A 14,940-nucleotide genomic window follows, 5' to 3' on the forward strand; every position below is an offset into this window, starting at 1 on the left:
CACGCAGCCATGGCTGTGCAGGTACATTCCCCGCGGGGCATATGTGCGCGGCCGCCCCTTTCGGCGAGCCGGGCCCAAGAACGCGGCCCGTCGGAAGAGCGCGGCCCGTCCGCGCTGGCCGCCAGGGGACTGGCCGTCTGGGTCACCCCGGAGCCGGGCAGCGAGATCGACCCTGACGTCCTTGTCCGCGCAGCGCGTTTGCTGCTGGAACGGGCACTCAAGTTTGCTCCGGAGGCGGAAGTCCACTGGCCTGCCGCCGGGGCTGCCACGTCCGCTGTCGGGACTTCCCCGGCCGGAACGCCCCCTGGGGAGGGGGCACCGGCCGGATCCGGCGGCGGCGCTCCCGCGCCGTCGTCGTCCACCGCGGAGGACTCCCCGCACACGGATGACGACGGCGCCTCCCCCTTCCCGCGGCCGGCCGGCCTCCCGCCGGCTGGGCTCCCACCCGCTGGGCTCCCACCCGCTGCCGGACCGGTCAGCCATGTGGCTGTTGACCTCGCCGCGAACCAAGTGCTGCTGGACGGCAGCCGGGTGAACCTCACCGGCGTGGAATATAAGGTCCTCCGCTATCTCGTGGAGAACTGTTCGCGGGCCATCGGCCGCGAGGAGCTGCAGCACTTCCTCGATTCCTTTGAGAGTCCGGGGGCTTCCACCAGGGCCATCGACGTTTATGTGGGGCGCGTGCGGCGGAAGCTGGGAAATGCCCGGCACGCAGTGGCCACCGTCCGTGGCGGCGGCTACCAGTTCGTCCCCGGCTCCTGTGCCACCGTACGCGGGCCTGCCGAATACTCCATCTGATACCACTACAAGGAGCACCATGACCGCCACCAACCAGATCATCACCGCTCTTCCCGGCAGGCTGCAGGCCGGGGCCACCGCACCGGACTTCACCCTGCCCGACGCCTCCGGGCAGTCCGTGTCCCTCGCGGACTACCGCGGCAGGAACGTGATCGTGTACTTCTATCCCAAAGCGGCCACGCCAGGCTGCACCACCGAAGCCTGCGACTTCCGCGACAGCCTCGCCTCACTGCAGGGCTCCGGCTACGAGGTCATCGGCATCTCCCCCGACGGGCCCGCGGCCCTGGCCGGCTTTACGGGGGATTTCGGGCTGAACTTCCCGCTGCTCTCCGACCAGGACAACGCCGTCGCGCTGGCCTATGGCGCCTGGGGCGAAAAGGTCATCAACGGCGAAATTGTTGAAGGCGTCCTGCGTTCCACCGTGGTCATTGACGCTGACGGCGCGATCGTGCTGGCCCGGTACCAGGTGGACGCGCAGGGCCACGTCGCCGCCCTCCGCCAGGAGCTGGGACTCTGACCCAACCCCGGACGCTCGTTACTTGACGCAGCTTTTTGACCGACGCTCTCGCACTTAATGCCGCGCCGGCCGGGGCATCCAGACCGGACGTACGACGGCGTCACGCCAGACAGCTTTTTGGCTCACTGCAGGTGCCGCTCCCCCGCCAAACCGGGCCGCCGCAGTCGTTCGCTTCTCGAATGCGTGCACTGCGTGACGCCCGGACCTGTCGAATGAAACCATTCCCGAGCGAAGCCCTCAAGGACCAGGTTTAGGCTCTACACCGGCGGCGGCCGGAATACAGCATGTGACGCCGGAGTTGTTGCTAGTGCGGGAAAGCCGCTTCACTTGATGTTTGCCTGTAACTGACAGAGTCTGCCAAAGGAATGCCATGAGCCACACCCTGACCACCAAGCTTCAGCCCGGAACCCAGGCCCCTGACTTCACGCTCAAGGACGCCGCCGGCCGCGAGACAGCCCTGGCCGACTACCGCGGCAAGAATGTCATTGTCTACTTCTACCCGGAGGCTGCCACCCCGGGCTGCACCACCGAGGCCTGCGACTTCCGCGACAGCCTGGAATCACTGCAGGGCAAGGGCTACGACGTCCTGGGCGTCTCCCCCGACGCCCCCGAAAAGCTGGCCGCCTTCACGGGCGACTTCGCACTGACCTTCCCGCTGCTTTCCGATGAGGACCACAATGTGGCCCTCGCTTACGGCGCCTGGGGTGAAAAACTGGTGGACGGCGAAATCACCGAAGGCATCGTCCGCTCCACCGTTGTCCTGGACACCGAAGGCAAGGTCACGCTGGCCCAGTACCAGGTCAAGGCCAAGGGCCACGTCGCAGCCCTCAAGGAAGCACTGGGCGTCTAGCCCTTCCCCCACCCGACGCCGTTGCCGGTTCCGCGCGGCCGGTGACAGGATGGCGGCATGGGCATCGAAGTCCGGCCGGCAACGCAGTTCGAGGACGTCAGGACGATGGTGGGGCCGAAGCGGCCCGACGCCAACGTGTGCTGGTGCCTGAGCTACCGCATCCCGTCAAAGCAGAACCTTGAGCTGCGCGGGACGGCGCGCGGCGACCTGGTCAAGAAACTCGTAGGGCAGGATCCCCCGCCGGGAGTCCTCGCGTACGACGGCGACGATGTGGTGGGGTGGGCAGCGGTCCACCCGCGCGCGGACACCAGTTTCGCCCGCAACCGCCGGATTCCGCACGTCGATGACCTGGAGGTGTGGTCCGTGTGGTGTATCCGGGTCCGCCCCGGGCACCGCGGCGGGGGAATCTCCCACCATCTCCTCAAGGGCGCCGTGGACCTCGCGCGCAGCTACGGGGCACCGGCCATCGAGGGGTATCCGGTGGACAACCGCGGTAGCAAAGTGGACCTCACCATGGCCTACGTAGGCACCCGCAAGCTCTTCGAGAAAGCTGGATTCACCAAGGTGGCCGATACAGACTCGGTGCTCAACGGATTCCCGCGCGTCCTGATGCGCCTGGATCTGCGTTGATCCGGTGACCTGCGCTGATCAGCGCTTCTTCCACCAGTATTTGGGCCAGTCTTTGTCCATTAGCCACAAGACCACCAGCAGCGTGTCCATGACGATGAGGCCCGATAAGAGGTAAGCCCACCCTGTGTACCAATGCACGGCAATCTCCTGACCTGGTTAGCCCCAGCCACTCGATTGAGCTCAAGTGTGGCACGGAAAGAGCCAGGATGGAACGGCTGCCGCGGAGCAGCCGGGAGCGCCGCCCCCGGCGCAGTCAGGCGGGTCGCAGTGCGCCGCTTCCGGCTGCCCTAAAAAGTGCTGCCAGGCGGCCGTGTGCCTTGGTTTCCAGGGAGAGCCGATGCGTGAGCTTTTCGACCCTCTCGGAGAGTTCGGCGCCTACCGGCAGGCGGTCTCCGGGCCAGCTGGAGGACTCCTTGGAGTCGGCCAGAGCGTCCGCCAGGGCCTTGGCTGCGGCCCTGACCTTGAGCGAGTGGAAGTACAGCCGTAGAAGTGCGCGGCTCTTATCCGTGCCCGCGCGGAACAGCTCACGCGTCCGTGACTGGTGGTCTGCCGGTTCGCGCCCGCTGTTGATCTGTCCCATGTGGCTTCCCCGCCTTCCGCAAGCCGTCCAAGGTCCGGGCCGGATCCGGGAGGTGCCCCGGCCGGGATATTGCTGCCTGTTTCGAGTGTCGCGGGCATTCCTCAACGTCTGCCCAAGCCAATGCCAAGATTTGCTCAAGATCGGCGGGGCGGGGCGGGGCAAGGCAGGTCAACAGGAAGCCAGCACGGAATAACTGCGGCTGTGACCCACGTGACAATGCCTGGCGCGCCTTAATACGGTAGAAGTAGAGCTATGTCTTCCACGCCCGATATTCGCCGCGCCGTTGTAATAGAGGACGACCCGGACATCCGTGGGCTGCTGGTACGGGTCCTGGTCAAACAGGGCTTCGAGGTCTCCGAAGCCGATTCCGGCCTTCCGGGCGTGGAACTGGTCCGCAGCGTCAAGCCGGACCTGGTCACCCTGGACCTGAACCTCCCGGACCTGGACGGCCTCGAGGTCTGCAAGCTCCTGCGCGAGTTTTCTGATGCCTTCATCGTGATGCTGACCGCCCGCGCCGACGAGCTGGACAAGCTCACGGGCCTGGACAACGGCGCCGATGACTACATCAGCAAGCCGTTCAGCCCCCGCGAGCTCCAGTCCAGGATCAACGCCCTGTTCCGCCGCCGCCAGTCCCCCGCCGTCGACACCGCCGCCCGCAGCGAGCTGGAGCGCGCCACCGAAGTCCAGCAAAGCCTCCTGCCCAAGGAGGACGTCCGGGTGGAGGGCTACGACCTCGCCGGCGTCTTCCGCCCCTCCCGCAGCGTGGGCGGCGACTTCTACGACTGGTACCGGACCCCGGACGGGCTGCACCTGACATTCGCCGATGCCATGGGCAAGGGCATGGGCGCGGCGCTCATCGCCGCCACGGTCCGCGCCGTGATGCGGTCCATGGGCCACCGGCAGGACCTGGACGGGGCGTTCGCCTCGGCCAGCCAGGCCATCGCCACCGACCTGGATTCCTCCAACTCGTTTGTCACCCTGTTCCATGCCCGCCTGGACGCCGCGTCAGGCACGGTCAGTTATGTCGACGCCGGCCACGGGCTCGCGCTGCACGTCACGGCAGGCGGCGACGTCCACCGGCTCCCTTCCGGAGGACCGCCCGTAGGGGCCTGGGCCGGCAGTTCCTGGCCGCAGTCCTCCATGGACCTGGCACCGGGGGATTCCCTGGTGGTGGTCAGCGACGGCGTGCTGGACGTTTTCGATTCCGTCGAGGCCTTCACCGAGGCCGTACTCACGGCGGCACATGGACAGGACTCCGCCCAGTCCGCGTCCGACGCCATCCTGGCCCTCGCCCCGGCGGAGTCCGCCGAGGACGATGTCACTGTAGTGGTGGTGCGCCGCCTGCTGGAAGGAGCCGCAGCATGACCCGTTTCTGGACCCGCCTGGTGGTGGTCCTGACCGTCATCTTCGGCCTGAATTACGTGGCCTGGCGCTGGGCGGCGTCGCTGAACTGGGACGCGTGGTGGATCGCCGTTCCCCTGGTGGTGGCCGAGACGTACAGCCTGATCGACGTGATGCTGTTCGGCATGACGGTGTGGAAGCTGAAGATCCGCGAGGCAGCCCCGGCACCGCCCGCCGACGCCACCGTTGACGTCTTCATCACCACCTACAACGAAGACCTGGACATGGTCATGACCACGGCCCTGGCGGCCCAGAGGATCCGGCACCCGCACAGCACGTGGATCCTCGACGACGGCGCCCGGCCCGGGCTCAAGGCCCTCGCCGAGGAGCACGGCCTGGGTTACGTGACGCGCAGCGAGGACTGGACAGCCAACGTGCCGCGGCACGCGAAGGCCGGCAACCTGAACAACGCCCTGATGGTCACGCACGGCGAATTCCTCCTCATCCTGGACGCGGACCAGATCCCGGAACCGGACATCCTGGAAAAGACCCTGGGCTACTTCACCAATGACCGCGTGGCCCTGGTCCAGACCCCGCAGTACTTCACCAACGTGCCCCCATCCGATCCCCTGGGCAGCCAGGCGCCGCTGTTCTACGGCCCCATCCAGCAGGGCAAGGACGGCTGGAACGCCGCGTTCTTCTGCGGCTCCAACGCCATTCTGCGCCGTGAGGCCCTCATGCAGCTGGGCCTGGTGGGCTACGTCAAGGAAACCGAAAAGAGCATCCGCCGTGCGCTGGCCGCCTCACGGTCTGCCATCAGCAAGGCCCGGAAATCGGCCGACGTCGGCACTCCCCTGGTTGCCGACGTCCTCGACGAGGTGGAGGCCGCCACCCGGCACGCCCAGGAACAGCTGGAGGCCGGGGAACCGCTGAGCGAGATCACCTACCGGGTCCGCCGCCGCGTGGACGCCGCCGTGCAGACCCTGGTCCTGGCCGACGTCTCCGCGCTGCAGGCTGACCTCGAGGAGATCGCCGCCATGGAACTGGCGCACGTGGGCGACGCCGGGGTCCCGGTCGTTGCCGATGACGCCGTCCAGCGGATGTCGGCCCGGGACTGGTCGCCGCTGGGCGCGCTGGAGTCCGTGCAGGCCGTCCTGGATGCCCTGAACGTTGAGCGCAACGACGAGGCGCAGCCGGTCATGCCGCTGGCCACCATCTCCGTCACCGAGGACATGGCCACCGCCATGCGCATGCACGCCATGGGCTGGGAAAGTGTCTACCACCACGAAATCCTGGCCTACGGCCTCGCGCCCGAAGACATCAAGACTATGCTCACCCAGCGACTCCGGTGGGCGCAGGGGACTATCCAGGTACTGCTCCGCGAAAACCCGCTGGTGCAGAAGGGCCTGAAGATCGGCCAGCGGCTGATGTACTTCGCCACCATGTGGACCTACCTGAGCGGCTACGCGGCGGTCATCTACTTCGCCGCCCCCATCATCTACCTGCTGCTGGGCATCCTGCCTGTCACCAGCCTCAGCTGGGACTTCTTCATCCGGTTCATTCCGTTCATGATCGCCAACCAGTTGCTGTTCGCCGTGGCCGGCCGGGGCATCCCCACCTGGCGCGGCCAGCAGTACAGCCTGGCGCTGTTCCCCACCTGGATCAAGGCGTGTTCGACGGCGGCGCGGAACGTCTGGTTCGGCCGTCCCCTGGGGTTCGCCGTCACCCCGAAGTCCCGCCAGACCGGCGGACCCAGCTGGAGCCTGATCCGCCCGCAGATCGTGGTGGCAGCGCTGCTGGCGATTGCCGCCGTCGTGGGCATCATCCGGCTCGCCACCGGACTGGCCGAGCCGCTTGGCACCCTGGTGAACGTGGCCTGGGTTATTTTTGACCTGGTGGTCATGAGCATCCTGGTTCGCGCCGTGCTGTACAAGGGCTACGAACCCGCTGTGGACGTAGAGGCTGGAGAGAGGAAACCCGATGGAGTTTAGTTACGAGGTCAAGGATTCGTACGCGGAGGTCAAAGCGGACGGGCGGCTGAACATGGTGTCCGCGCCCAAGCTCCGCGAATTCGTCACCGACGTGATCGCAGGCGGTTCCTCCCGGATCGTGGTGAACCTGGAGAACACAGCCTTTATGGATTCCTCCGGACTCGGCGCCCTGATCGGCTGCCTCAAAGCGGCCCGGCAGGCGGGCGGCGACCTCCGGATCGCGGCCGTGCAGCCCCAGGTGAAGATGGTGCTGGAGCTGACCAGCATGGACCGGGTGCTCACCTCATACGCCTCAGCCGAAGAGGCGTTCAGCAATGACTGAGGTCCTGGCCCAGCGGAGCTTCCGTGGGTTGGCCGACGCCGAGGCCATCGATTCCGTCCACAACGAGCTGGACGGCCTCTGGGAGGATGCCCCCCTGGTCCAGGCCGTGGACCAGATGACATTCACTACGGCAGTCATCGAATCAGCATCCAACATCGTCCAGCACGCGCAGCCGGCCAAGGCGCAGAAGCCCGTGGAACTGGGCGTGGACATCAGCGTCCAGCCCACCCTCCTGCGTGCCAGGGTCAGCGCTTTCTACGCGAAGCCGCCATTCGGCACGATGGAACCGGGAACGCCCGACGACGACTCCGAGTCAGGCCGCGGGCTGGCCCTCATCCAGGCGCTGGTCACCACCGTGACGTTCGAACGGCAGGACGGCACCAATACGTGGGTCCTCACCAGGACGTCCCAGGACTGACGACGCCCCGCTTCGAATTCCTTAGCTCTCCAGTGGCTCCGGCGGAGTGAGCCCGTGGAAGGGTTCGAAGCGGGCCTCGAATTCCTTGCGGTTTTCAGCAGGCAGGAGACCGTTCGCCCCGTAGCTGAGCGCCAGCGTGTTCATCTGCCACTGCGATCCTTCCGGCGGGTGAAGCCTTCCCTCGAAGGCGCCGTCAGAGTCCTTTGAAAGATCCTGGAACCTGAAGGAAAGCCACTGGCCTGCCGGTCCGAAGGCCATCCCGTACACAATGACCTGTTTGTCCGGCGTCAGCCCGCCCAAGTTTCGGATCCGGTCTTCTGCAGGCCAGGTTTCCGAGGTGTCGATCGTCGGGGCCCCGAAGCCATACTTGCGGGCGATTCCGCCTATCAGGCTGATCGCCCGCTGCTTATCGGCCCATGCTTCGGGCACCGACGTGCTCTGGGATTCGGGACTGTTGACCACGGTCAGGAGCGACTCGCCTCCGTAGCCGTTCTCGACTGGCCCGTGGAACGGGCTGGTGCGGGCCTGGGCGTCCTCTGGTGCCCAGGCGAGCTGGAACTCCGCCGACAGCGCCGCCTTGATCTCGGCAACCATGGCCTGCCCGGCCGTGGACCCTTCTTCGGGCGTTGGGCCCTCCATGATTTCCTGCGGATCCACTCCGGCGACACCCGGGTAGTCCCGCCAGTAGACGGTGCGTTCAGTACCGTCCGCATTTGTTGCCGTGGTAGTCCGCCCGACCGCATTGCTGATCATGTAATGGGCGACGCCTCCAACAGGAACTGCAGCCAGCGCTGCAACGGCGAGAACGGCACCGACGATCCACCACCGGCGGTACCCGCCGGATTTAACCTGTGCCATGTACCAGTACCCCCATACTGTTGTTGCGCCCGGGCACCTCCTGGGCTGGAAATGTCCTTAAGCGGCGATCAGCACCGAAATCGTGGTGCCGCCGCCTGGCGTTTCGGTGATCTGCAGCTCGCCGCCGTGGGCCTTCGCGATACGCCGGCACGTGGCCAGGCCCAGCCCGGACCCGGGACCGTCCCCGGCCCGGTTCAGCCGGACCAGCGGCTCCATCGCACGCTGTCTGTCCCCGGCGTCGATCCCCCTGCCGTTGTCCGTGACGGTCACCGTGGTTCCGTTGTCCCCGGCCACCGCGCCGACACTGACCTGCAGCGCCCGCTCGGGGCTCCGATAGTTCAGCGAGTTTGCCAGGAGATTCTGCAGCAGCGCCCGCAACTGCGCCCGGTCCGCCACGAGGCCGGCGTCGTTGCAGTAAATGCCGCTGGCGTCCCCCAGGTCCAGGCCAAGGTCGCGTGCGGCCTCGGCCGTGACAGCCAGCAGCGAGAGCCGCTCACGGCGCAGCGTTCCACCCACTTTTGAATAGTCCAGGACGTCCTCAAGGGTTCCCAGCATGCGGCGCCCGCTTCCGCCGATCAGCGCCAGATATTCGGCGGCCGGGTTGCCCGGCGGGATGTCCGGGTCGTCCTCGGCAAGTTCCACGTACCCCAAAATGGTGGTCAGCGGGATTCGAAGGTCGTGGCTGACGCGCCCCGCAAACTCCCCCAGCACGGTGTTGCTGCGGCGCAGTTCCGCCAGCGCGTCGCTGAGCTGAAGGCTGCGGTGCTGGAGCTCCAGCAGCTCCACTACCTGGTGGGCCAGCACCTCCAGCATTGCGATCTGCTCCGCTTCGAGGGTGTCCGGACCGTCGGAGAAAACACAGAGCGATCCCAGTGTGAACCCCGCGGCGGTCTGTAGCGGAATGGAGGCATAAAAGCGGACCTTGGCGATCTCGCCCGTGACAAAGGGATTCGTGGCAAATCTGGGGTCCAGCGACGCATCGTGCACCACCGTGGTCTCACCACTGAGGAAGACTTTTGCGCACATCGAGTCCTCGCGCGTGCAGACTCCGGGATCCACGCCCGACGCCGCAATCTGAAGTTGCTGGTCCTCGGTGATGATGTTGACCACGCTGTAGGGAACGGCGCACAGCCGGGCGGCCAACCGAACCAGGTTGTTCAACGCACCGGCGGCCTCCGCGTCTGCAAGTGAAGGGGCTCCGCCGGCGTCCGTGGGCACCAGGCCATACTCCCGCAGGCCAGCCGTCCGCCCTGATTCCGCAACTGCCGACTCGTGCGTGACGGTGCCGTTCATACAGTCATGTCCCCCAATGTCCCCAGCAGCGAATTCCAGCCCTCGGCTGATGATATCGGGCTATCGCAACGCTGCTGTAGTCTCTTGACACTTGCCAGCGTCATCGGCTTCACTATTACGTATGCTGAAATAACAGTTCCATGATGCGGAAGCTTCGAACAGGAAGCCGCCGAAACCCGGCCCTCCGCATAGCCGTCACCATGGATGCCAGCACCTGCAACGAGGAACCAGCCAGCATGAAGCTTGCCGAATTCAACACCGCGGACACGGCTGCGGCCGCCGACGCGCTGAAACCCTGCATCGACGTCCGGCGCTGGGTGGAGGCCATCACCGCCACCCGGCCTTTCGCCTCCCGGGCAGCACTCCTGGACTTTGCCGCAGCAGCGGCGTCGCCGTTCACAGCCGCCGAGGTTGAAGCAGCTATGGCGCACCACCCCCGGATCGGCGAGCGGCCCACGGCCAGCACAGCCGAGGCCTCCATGTCCCGCTCGGAACAGTCCGGCGTGGACCCGTCGGACAACGGCACCGCCGCAGCGCTGGCCGCCGGCAACCTCGCCTACGAGGAGAAGTTCGGCCGGGTTTTCCTCATCCGCGCCGCCGGACGGACGGCCCCGGAAATCCTGGCTGCGCTCAACACCCGGCTCAGCAACTCGCCGGCGGAAGAAGACGCCATCGTCGCCCAGCAGCTGCGCGAAATCGCCCTGCTGCGGCTTGAAGGAGTGATCAGCGAATGAGCGTTTCCCATGTCACCACCCACATCCTGGACACCGGCGCCGGCCGCCCGGCTGCGGGAGTCGCCGTCGTCCTCTTCCAGCACCACGGCGGCACCTGGCACCAGCTCGCCACGTCCACCACCGATGCCGACGGCCGCGCGAAGGACCTGGGCCCCGAGGAGCTGGCGCCCGGGCGGTACCGTCTCAACTTTGGTACCGGCGACTACTACGCAGCCCTGGGCACCGCCACGTTCTTCCCCGAGGTTGACCTGGTCTTCGAAGTGACCGGCGCGGAGCACTACCACGTGCCGCTACTGCTGAGCCCGTTCGCGTACTCCACCTACCGCGGCAGCTAAACACCCTCGTTGCCCCGCCGGCAGTAGGCTTGATGGCATGGCTTTTGAAGAAACCCCCGCCGAACGCCGCGAGGTCACCGTCCGCCGGGCACCCAAATATGTGCCCTTCCTCATCCTCGGTGGCCTCGTGGGCGTCGCGGTGGCTGCCGCCGTGGCGTACGGACTCCCCGGCGACGAGAGCTTTGACCGCGGATCGGTGTTCGGGTTTTTCCTGGTCATGTTCGGCGCCGGCGGGGCGATTCTGGGCGCCATAGCGGCCCTCCTGCTGGACCGGCGGAGCGTCAAGCGCCAGCAGCGCGCCATCGTCGAAGCCGTTCCGGACTCGGAACCGGACGACGGCACCCAGCCCTAAGCGCAACGCCGGCACAAGCACACGCACAGGCGCGTAGCCAGTCACAAACGCCGCGGCGGAAAAGTCTTACCCCATGTCGTGAGATAATCGACCAGTGGCACGCGGCGATGGAAAACTTTCTCATGATCTTCTCCCTGGCGAAAAAGGCCCTCAGGACGCTTGTGGCGTCTTCGGGGTCTGGGCACCAGGTGAAGAAGTAGCAAAACTCACCTATTACGGGCTGTATGCACTACAGCACCGCGGTCAGGAGTCGGCTGGTATAGCCACCAGCGACGGCAAGCGGATCAACGTCTACAAGGACATGGGCCTCGTTTCCCAGGTCTTCGACGAGACCACGCTGAATACCCTGACCGGGCACCTGGCGGTGGGACACTGCCGCTACTCCACCACCGGAGCCAGCCACTGGGCCAACGCCCAGCCCACCCTCGGTGCCACCAGCACCGGCACCGTGGCACTGGCGCACAACGGCAACCTGACCAACACCGCCGAGCTCAACGCCATGATCCTGGAGCGCAACGGCGGCCAGCTCAGCGGCGAAATGAAGCAGGGCAACACCTCGGACACTGCGCTGGTGACGGCGCTCCTTGAAGGCGAAGAGGGCAAGACCCTCGAACAGACCGCCATCGAGCTCCTGCCCAAGATCAAGGGCGGCTTCTGCTTCGTCTTTATGGACGAAGGCACCCTCTACGCCGCCCGCGACACCTACGGCATCCGTCCGCTGGTGCTGGGCCGGCTGGACCGCGGCTGGGTGGTCGCTTCCGAGCAGTCCGCACTGGCCACCGTGGGCGCCAGTTTCATCCGCGAAATCGAGCCCGGCGAGTTCATCGCCATCGACGAGGATGGCGTCCGCTCCCAGCGCTTCGCCGAGGCGACGCCGGCCGGCTGCGTTTTCGAATACGTCTACCTCGCCCGCCCTGACGCCGCCATCGCAGGCCGCTCCGTATACGAATCCCGGGTGGAAATGGGCCGCCAGCTGGCCCGCGAAAACACCCAGGAAGCGGACATCGTCATCCCGGTCCCCGAGTCGGGCACCCCCGCCGCCGTGGGTTACGCCGAGGAATCCGGCATCCCCTTCGCGCACGGCTTCGTCAAGAACTCCTACGTGGGCCGCACGTTCATCCAGCCCTCACAGACCCTCCGCCAGCTCGGCATCCGGCTCAAGCTGAACGCCCTTGAGTCCGTGATCCGCGGCAAGCGCGTGGTGGTCGTCGACGACTCGATCGTGCGCGGCAACACCCAGCGCGCCATCGTGCGGATGCTCCGGGAAGCGGGCGCCGCGAGCGTCCACATCAAGATCTCCTCCCCGCCGGTCAAATGGCCCTGCTTCTACGGCATCGACTTCGCCTCCCGGGCCGAGCTGATCGCCAACGGCGCCACCATCGAGGAAATCACCCAGGCCATCGGCGCCGACTCCCTTGCCTACATCTCCGAAGACGGCATGATCAACGCCACCCGCCAGCCCCGCGAACGCCTCTGCACGGCCTGCTTCACGGGCAAGTACCCGATCGAGCTTCCGGGCGCGGACAAACTGGGCAAGAACCTGCTGGAGCGCACCGACCTCGGCGGCCTCACGCCGTCGCCCTCCGCCCTCCCCGGCTCCACGGCCGCCCTGGCGATCGACGCCGACGAGGACCCGGCAGAGAAAGCCGGCGCCACGGGCTGCGACCCGGGACCCGATGCCGAGTTCGAGAACCTGCTGACCGAAGCCGACCTTGTGCCAGACGTGCACGCCGCCACCACTGGCGCTGACAAGAAAGAGTCCGTATGACTTCCGCAACCCCCGCCGCCGGCAACGCTTCGAACAGTCCTGCGGGCATTACCTATGCCTCCGCCGGTGTTGACGTCGAAGCCGGCGACCGCGCCGTCGAGCTGATGAAGGGTGCCGTCAAGGCCACCCACAACTCCTCCGTGATCGGCGGCGTCGGCGGGTTCGCCGGACTGTACGACGTCTCCAGGCTGCTGACCTACAAGCGCCCGCTGCTGGCGACCTCCACGGACGGTGTGGGCACCAAGGTTGCCATCGCCCAGGCCATGGACATCCACGACACCATCGGCTTTGACCTGGTGGGCATGGTGGTGGACGACATCGTGGTGGTTGGCGCCGAACCGCTCTACATGACCGACTACATCGCCTGCGGCAAGGTTGTCCCCGAGCGCATCGCGGACATCGTCCGCGGCATCGCCGCGGCCTGCTCCGTGGCCGGCACCGCCCTGGTGGGCGGCGAAACCGCCGAGCACCCCGGCCTGCTGGGCGAGCACGAATACGACGTCGCAGGTGCAGCCACCGGCGTCGTCGAAGCCTCCGAACTGCTGGGCCCGGACCGCGTCCGCGCCGGCGACGTGGTGATCGGCATGGCTTCCTCCGGCCTGCACTCCAACGGCTACTCCCTGGTCCGCCGCGTGATCAACCACGCCGGCTGGGCACTGGACCGCCAGGTCTCCGAACTCGGCCGCACGCTGGGCGAGGAACTGCTGGAGCCCACCCGCGTCTACGCCGCCGACTGCCTGGACCTGGCCCGCGCCTTCCCGGTGAACACGGCCAACGCCGTGCACGGCTTCAGCCACGTCACCGGCGGCGGCCTCGCAGCCAACCTGGCCCGCGTGCTGCCGCAGGGCCTCGTGGCCACGGTGGACCGCGCCACCTGGGAACTGCCCGCCATCTTCAAGCTGGTCTCCGAGCTGGGCAACGTCCCGCTGGCTGACCTCGAGCGCACCCTCAACCTGGGCGTGGGCATGGTGGCCATTGTGTCCGCCGAAGCTGCCGACGCCGCCGTGGCCCGCCTCAACGACCGCGGCCTGCCGTCCTGGATCATGGGCACCGTCACGGCCGACTCGGACTCCATCCTCAAGTCCGGCCCCGACTACGTCCAGGGCGCCAAGGGCGTCGACGGCGGCGCTGTCCGCCTGGTCAACGCCTACGCCTAGGCAAGTCTCAGGATGCCCGCGCGGCCGCTACCTGCGGCTGCGCGGGCATCCGTGCTTAAACCTCCAGCAGGCTGAACACGCCGCCCTGCGGATCCTTGAGGGTTGCCGTGGCGCCGGGAGCATCGGGGTCTGAAACATCAGGCTCGATCAGCACTTCCGCCCCGGCTGCCACCGCCTTCCGTACAGTCTCGGCAACGTCCGTGGCGCCGAAGTAGATATGCCAGCCGGGCTCATCCTCAGTTGCGGCTATCCCGGCCACCTCCGCACTGCCCACCATCAGCGTGGTGTACGTTCCGCCGTCGTCCTGGGGATACTCGGTGACCTCGTGGCCGAAAAGCTGCTGGAAGAATCCGACGGCGGCCTGCGGCTCGGGCGTGAGCAGTTCCGCCCACGACAACGCACCGGCCTCGTTGTATCGTCCGGAGCCGATGTGTGTTCCGGGCTGCCAGACGCCCGTGGTGCCGCCGCCCGGCGGGTCAAGGAAGACCATCACGCCGGTGTCCTCCACCTGCTCCGGGCCGAATTGGACGGTGCCGCCAAGCTGCGCGGCCTCCTCAGCTATCGCCTTCGCGTCCTCGGCCGCCAGGTAGATGTTCCACTTCGCCTGCGTGCCGAGGGATTCCTGGTGCGGGTTCTGCGGCGCGATGGTGGCCACGAGGTCCCCGCCCAGGAACGCCTTGGCATAGCTCCGGCCGTCCGACGTGGGCAGGTCCTCGAACCGCCAGCCGAAAACCGCACCGTAGAAGTCTTTGGCTGCCGCCACATCGCGGGTCTGGACATCTGCCCAGCAAGGCTCGCCGTGCCGGTACGTGGGTGAACTGGAGTTTCCGGGCAATGGAGGTCCTTTCGCGGTGACAACGCGCGAACGTACAGTTGGGGCCCCTTGGGACAGGGCCCCAAGTGTACGTTCGCGCCTCAACACCACCAGTCAACACCAAAAAGCCCGCTGCCTGCACCGGGTATCCAGTGAAGGCAACGGGCTTAATAACTAAGGTC

Annotated in this window: 17 protein-coding genes; 13 read left to right on the plus strand and 4 right to left on the minus strand. The window is 66.8% G+C overall.

Annotation, left to right across the window (positions count from 1 at the left end):
- Positions 1–9 precede the first annotated feature (9 nt).
- From EYS21_RS17240 to EYS21_RS17255, 4 genes are all read left to right on the plus strand, one after another.
- The gene (locus EYS21_RS17240; protein WP_131134467.1) at positions 10–798 is read left to right on the plus strand and encodes a winged helix-turn-helix domain-containing protein; all 789 of its coding nucleotides are present in this window, start codon (positions 10–12) and stop codon (positions 796–798) included.
- A gap of 19 nt (positions 799–817) precedes the next feature.
- Entirely contained in the window at positions 818–1,315 is a 498-nt protein-coding gene (gene bcp / locus EYS21_RS17245; RefSeq protein ID WP_131134468.1) for a thioredoxin-dependent thiol peroxidase, read from the plus strand.
- Positions 1,316–1,685: 370 nt separating this feature from the next.
- Positions 1,686–2,165, plus strand: coding sequence for a thioredoxin-dependent thiol peroxidase (gene bcp / locus EYS21_RS17250; RefSeq protein ID WP_131134469.1), 480 nt, complete (start codon positions 1,686–1,688; stop codon positions 2,163–2,165).
- 57 nt (positions 2,166–2,222) lie between these two features.
- Positions 2,223–2,795, plus strand: a complete 573-nt coding sequence (locus tag EYS21_RS17255) for a GNAT family N-acetyltransferase (protein WP_131134470.1) — start codon at positions 2,223–2,225, stop codon at positions 2,793–2,795.
- 253 nt (positions 2,796–3,048) lie between these two features.
- Here EYS21_RS17255 and EYS21_RS17260 read toward each other — a convergent pair whose 3' ends face one another.
- The gene (locus EYS21_RS17260) at positions 3,049–3,375 is read right to left on the minus strand and encodes a hypothetical protein (RefSeq protein ID WP_242633478.1); all 327 of its coding nucleotides are present in this window, start codon (positions 3,373–3,375) and stop codon (positions 3,049–3,051) included.
- A gap of 252 nt (positions 3,376–3,627) precedes the next feature.
- Between EYS21_RS17260 and EYS21_RS17265 the strand changes: the two genes are divergently transcribed.
- The 4 genes from EYS21_RS17265 to EYS21_RS17280 are packed head-to-tail and all read left to right on the plus strand — an operon-like array spanning position 3,628 to position 7,447.
- Positions 3,628–4,740, plus strand: coding sequence for a SpoIIE family protein phosphatase (locus EYS21_RS17265; RefSeq protein ID WP_131134471.1), 1,113 nt, complete (start codon positions 3,628–3,630; stop codon positions 4,738–4,740).
- Positions 4,737–6,707: a glycosyltransferase family 2 protein gene (locus tag EYS21_RS17270; protein ID WP_131134472.1), complete on the plus strand. Its 1,971-nt coding sequence runs from the start codon at positions 4,737–4,739 to the stop codon at positions 6,705–6,707. Before EYS21_RS17265 ends, EYS21_RS17270 begins: the two co-directional genes overlap by 4 nt.
- On the plus strand, positions 6,697–7,029 hold the full coding sequence (locus EYS21_RS17275; RefSeq protein ID WP_111909217.1) for an STAS domain-containing protein: 333 nt from the start codon (positions 6,697–6,699) through the stop codon (positions 7,027–7,029). Before EYS21_RS17270 ends, EYS21_RS17275 begins: the two co-directional genes overlap by 11 nt.
- The gene (locus EYS21_RS17280) at positions 7,022–7,447 is read left to right on the plus strand and encodes an ATP-binding protein (protein WP_131134473.1); all 426 of its coding nucleotides are present in this window, start codon (positions 7,022–7,024) and stop codon (positions 7,445–7,447) included. Before EYS21_RS17275 ends, EYS21_RS17280 begins: the two co-directional genes overlap by 8 nt.
- A gap of 21 nt (positions 7,448–7,468) precedes the next feature.
- Here the strand turns inward: EYS21_RS17280 and EYS21_RS17285 are convergent, their stop codons facing one another.
- Together EYS21_RS17285 and EYS21_RS17290 are read right to left on the minus strand one after the other, a co-directional pair.
- On the minus strand, positions 7,469–8,305 hold the full coding sequence (locus EYS21_RS17285; RefSeq protein WP_131134474.1) for a hypothetical protein: 837 nt from the start codon (positions 8,303–8,305) through the stop codon (positions 7,469–7,471).
- A 57-nt stretch (positions 8,306–8,362) separates the two neighbouring features.
- Positions 8,363–9,598 (minus strand): GAF domain-containing sensor histidine kinase, encoded by a 1,236-nt coding sequence (locus EYS21_RS17290; protein ID WP_131134475.1) that lies wholly within the window; start codon positions 9,596–9,598, stop codon positions 8,363–8,365.
- A gap of 236 nt (positions 9,599–9,834) precedes the next feature.
- On the opposite strand from EYS21_RS17290, the gene uraD reads away from it, so the two are divergent.
- The 5 genes from uraD (at position 9,835) to purM (ending at position 13,944) form a co-directional block, all read left to right on the plus strand.
- Positions 9,835–10,332, plus strand: coding sequence for a 2-oxo-4-hydroxy-4-carboxy-5-ureidoimidazoline decarboxylase (uraD, locus tag EYS21_RS17295; RefSeq protein ID WP_131134476.1), 498 nt, complete (start codon positions 9,835–9,837; stop codon positions 10,330–10,332).
- The gene (gene uraH, locus EYS21_RS17300; protein WP_131134477.1) at positions 10,329–10,667 is read left to right on the plus strand and encodes a hydroxyisourate hydrolase; all 339 of its coding nucleotides are present in this window, start codon (positions 10,329–10,331) and stop codon (positions 10,665–10,667) included. The genes uraD and uraH overlap by 4 nt, the downstream gene beginning before the upstream one ends.
- Positions 10,668–10,704: 37 nt before the next feature.
- On the plus strand, positions 10,705–11,019 hold the full coding sequence (locus EYS21_RS17305) for a hypothetical protein (protein ID WP_131134478.1): 315 nt from the start codon (positions 10,705–10,707) through the stop codon (positions 11,017–11,019).
- Between the two features lie 94 nt (positions 11,020–11,113).
- The gene (gene purF, locus EYS21_RS17310) at positions 11,114–12,787 is read left to right on the plus strand and encodes an amidophosphoribosyltransferase (RefSeq protein WP_131134479.1); all 1,674 of its coding nucleotides are present in this window, start codon (positions 11,114–11,116) and stop codon (positions 12,785–12,787) included.
- Positions 12,784–13,944, plus strand: a complete 1,161-nt coding sequence (gene purM / locus EYS21_RS17315; RefSeq protein ID WP_131134480.1) for a phosphoribosylformylglycinamidine cyclo-ligase — start codon at positions 12,784–12,786, stop codon at positions 13,942–13,944. Before purF ends, purM begins: the two co-directional genes overlap by 4 nt.
- Before the next feature lie 55 nt (positions 13,945–13,999).
- Here purM and EYS21_RS17320 read toward each other — a convergent pair whose 3' ends face one another.
- Complete coding sequence (locus EYS21_RS17320) at positions 14,000–14,779, minus strand: VOC family protein (RefSeq protein ID WP_131134481.1); 780 nt, start codon at positions 14,777–14,779, stop codon at positions 14,000–14,002.
- Between the last annotated feature and the right edge of the window lie 161 nt (positions 14,780–14,940).

The sequence above is a fragment of the Arthrobacter sp. S39 genome, from assembly GCF_004320525.1.
In the GTDB taxonomy this organism is placed as follows: domain Bacteria; phylum Actinomycetota; class Actinomycetes; order Actinomycetales; family Micrococcaceae; genus Arthrobacter.

Bases quoted from the DNA above. Each gene is read 5' to 3' on its own strand.
- EYS21_RS17240 (WP_131134467.1), top strand. From the start codon at position 10: ATGGCTGTGCAGGTACATTCCCCGCGGGGCATATGTGCGCGGCCGCCC.
- bcp (WP_131134468.1), top strand. From the start codon at position 818: ATGACCGCCACCAACCAGATCATCACCGCTCTTCCCGGCAGGCTGCAG.
- bcp (WP_131134469.1), top strand. From the start codon at position 1,686: ATGAGCCACACCCTGACCACCAAGCTTCAGCCCGGAACCCAGGCCCCT.
- EYS21_RS17255 (WP_131134470.1), top strand. From the start codon at position 2,223: ATGGGCATCGAAGTCCGGCCGGCAACGCAGTTCGAGGACGTCAGGACG.
- EYS21_RS17260 (WP_242633478.1), bottom strand. From the start codon at position 3,375: ATGGGACAGATCAACAGCGGGCGCGAACCGGCAGACCACCAGTCACGG.
- EYS21_RS17265 (WP_131134471.1), top strand. From the start codon at position 3,628: ATGTCTTCCACGCCCGATATTCGCCGCGCCGTTGTAATAGAGGACGAC.
- EYS21_RS17270 (WP_131134472.1), top strand. From the start codon at position 4,737: ATGACCCGTTTCTGGACCCGCCTGGTGGTGGTCCTGACCGTCATCTTC.
- EYS21_RS17275 (WP_111909217.1), top strand. From the start codon at position 6,697: ATGGAGTTTAGTTACGAGGTCAAGGATTCGTACGCGGAGGTCAAAGCG.
- EYS21_RS17280 (WP_131134473.1), top strand. From the start codon at position 7,022: ATGACTGAGGTCCTGGCCCAGCGGAGCTTCCGTGGGTTGGCCGACGCC.
- EYS21_RS17285 (WP_131134474.1), bottom strand. From the start codon at position 8,305: ATGGCACAGGTTAAATCCGGCGGGTACCGCCGGTGGTGGATCGTCGGT.
- EYS21_RS17290 (WP_131134475.1), bottom strand. From the start codon at position 9,598: ATGAACGGCACCGTCACGCACGAGTCGGCAGTTGCGGAATCAGGGCGG.
- uraD (WP_131134476.1), top strand. From the start codon at position 9,835: ATGAAGCTTGCCGAATTCAACACCGCGGACACGGCTGCGGCCGCCGAC.
- uraH (WP_131134477.1), top strand. From the start codon at position 10,329: ATGAGCGTTTCCCATGTCACCACCCACATCCTGGACACCGGCGCCGGC.
- EYS21_RS17305 (WP_131134478.1), top strand. From the start codon at position 10,705: ATGGCTTTTGAAGAAACCCCCGCCGAACGCCGCGAGGTCACCGTCCGC.
- purM (WP_131134480.1), top strand. From the start codon at position 12,784: ATGACTTCCGCAACCCCCGCCGCCGGCAACGCTTCGAACAGTCCTGCG.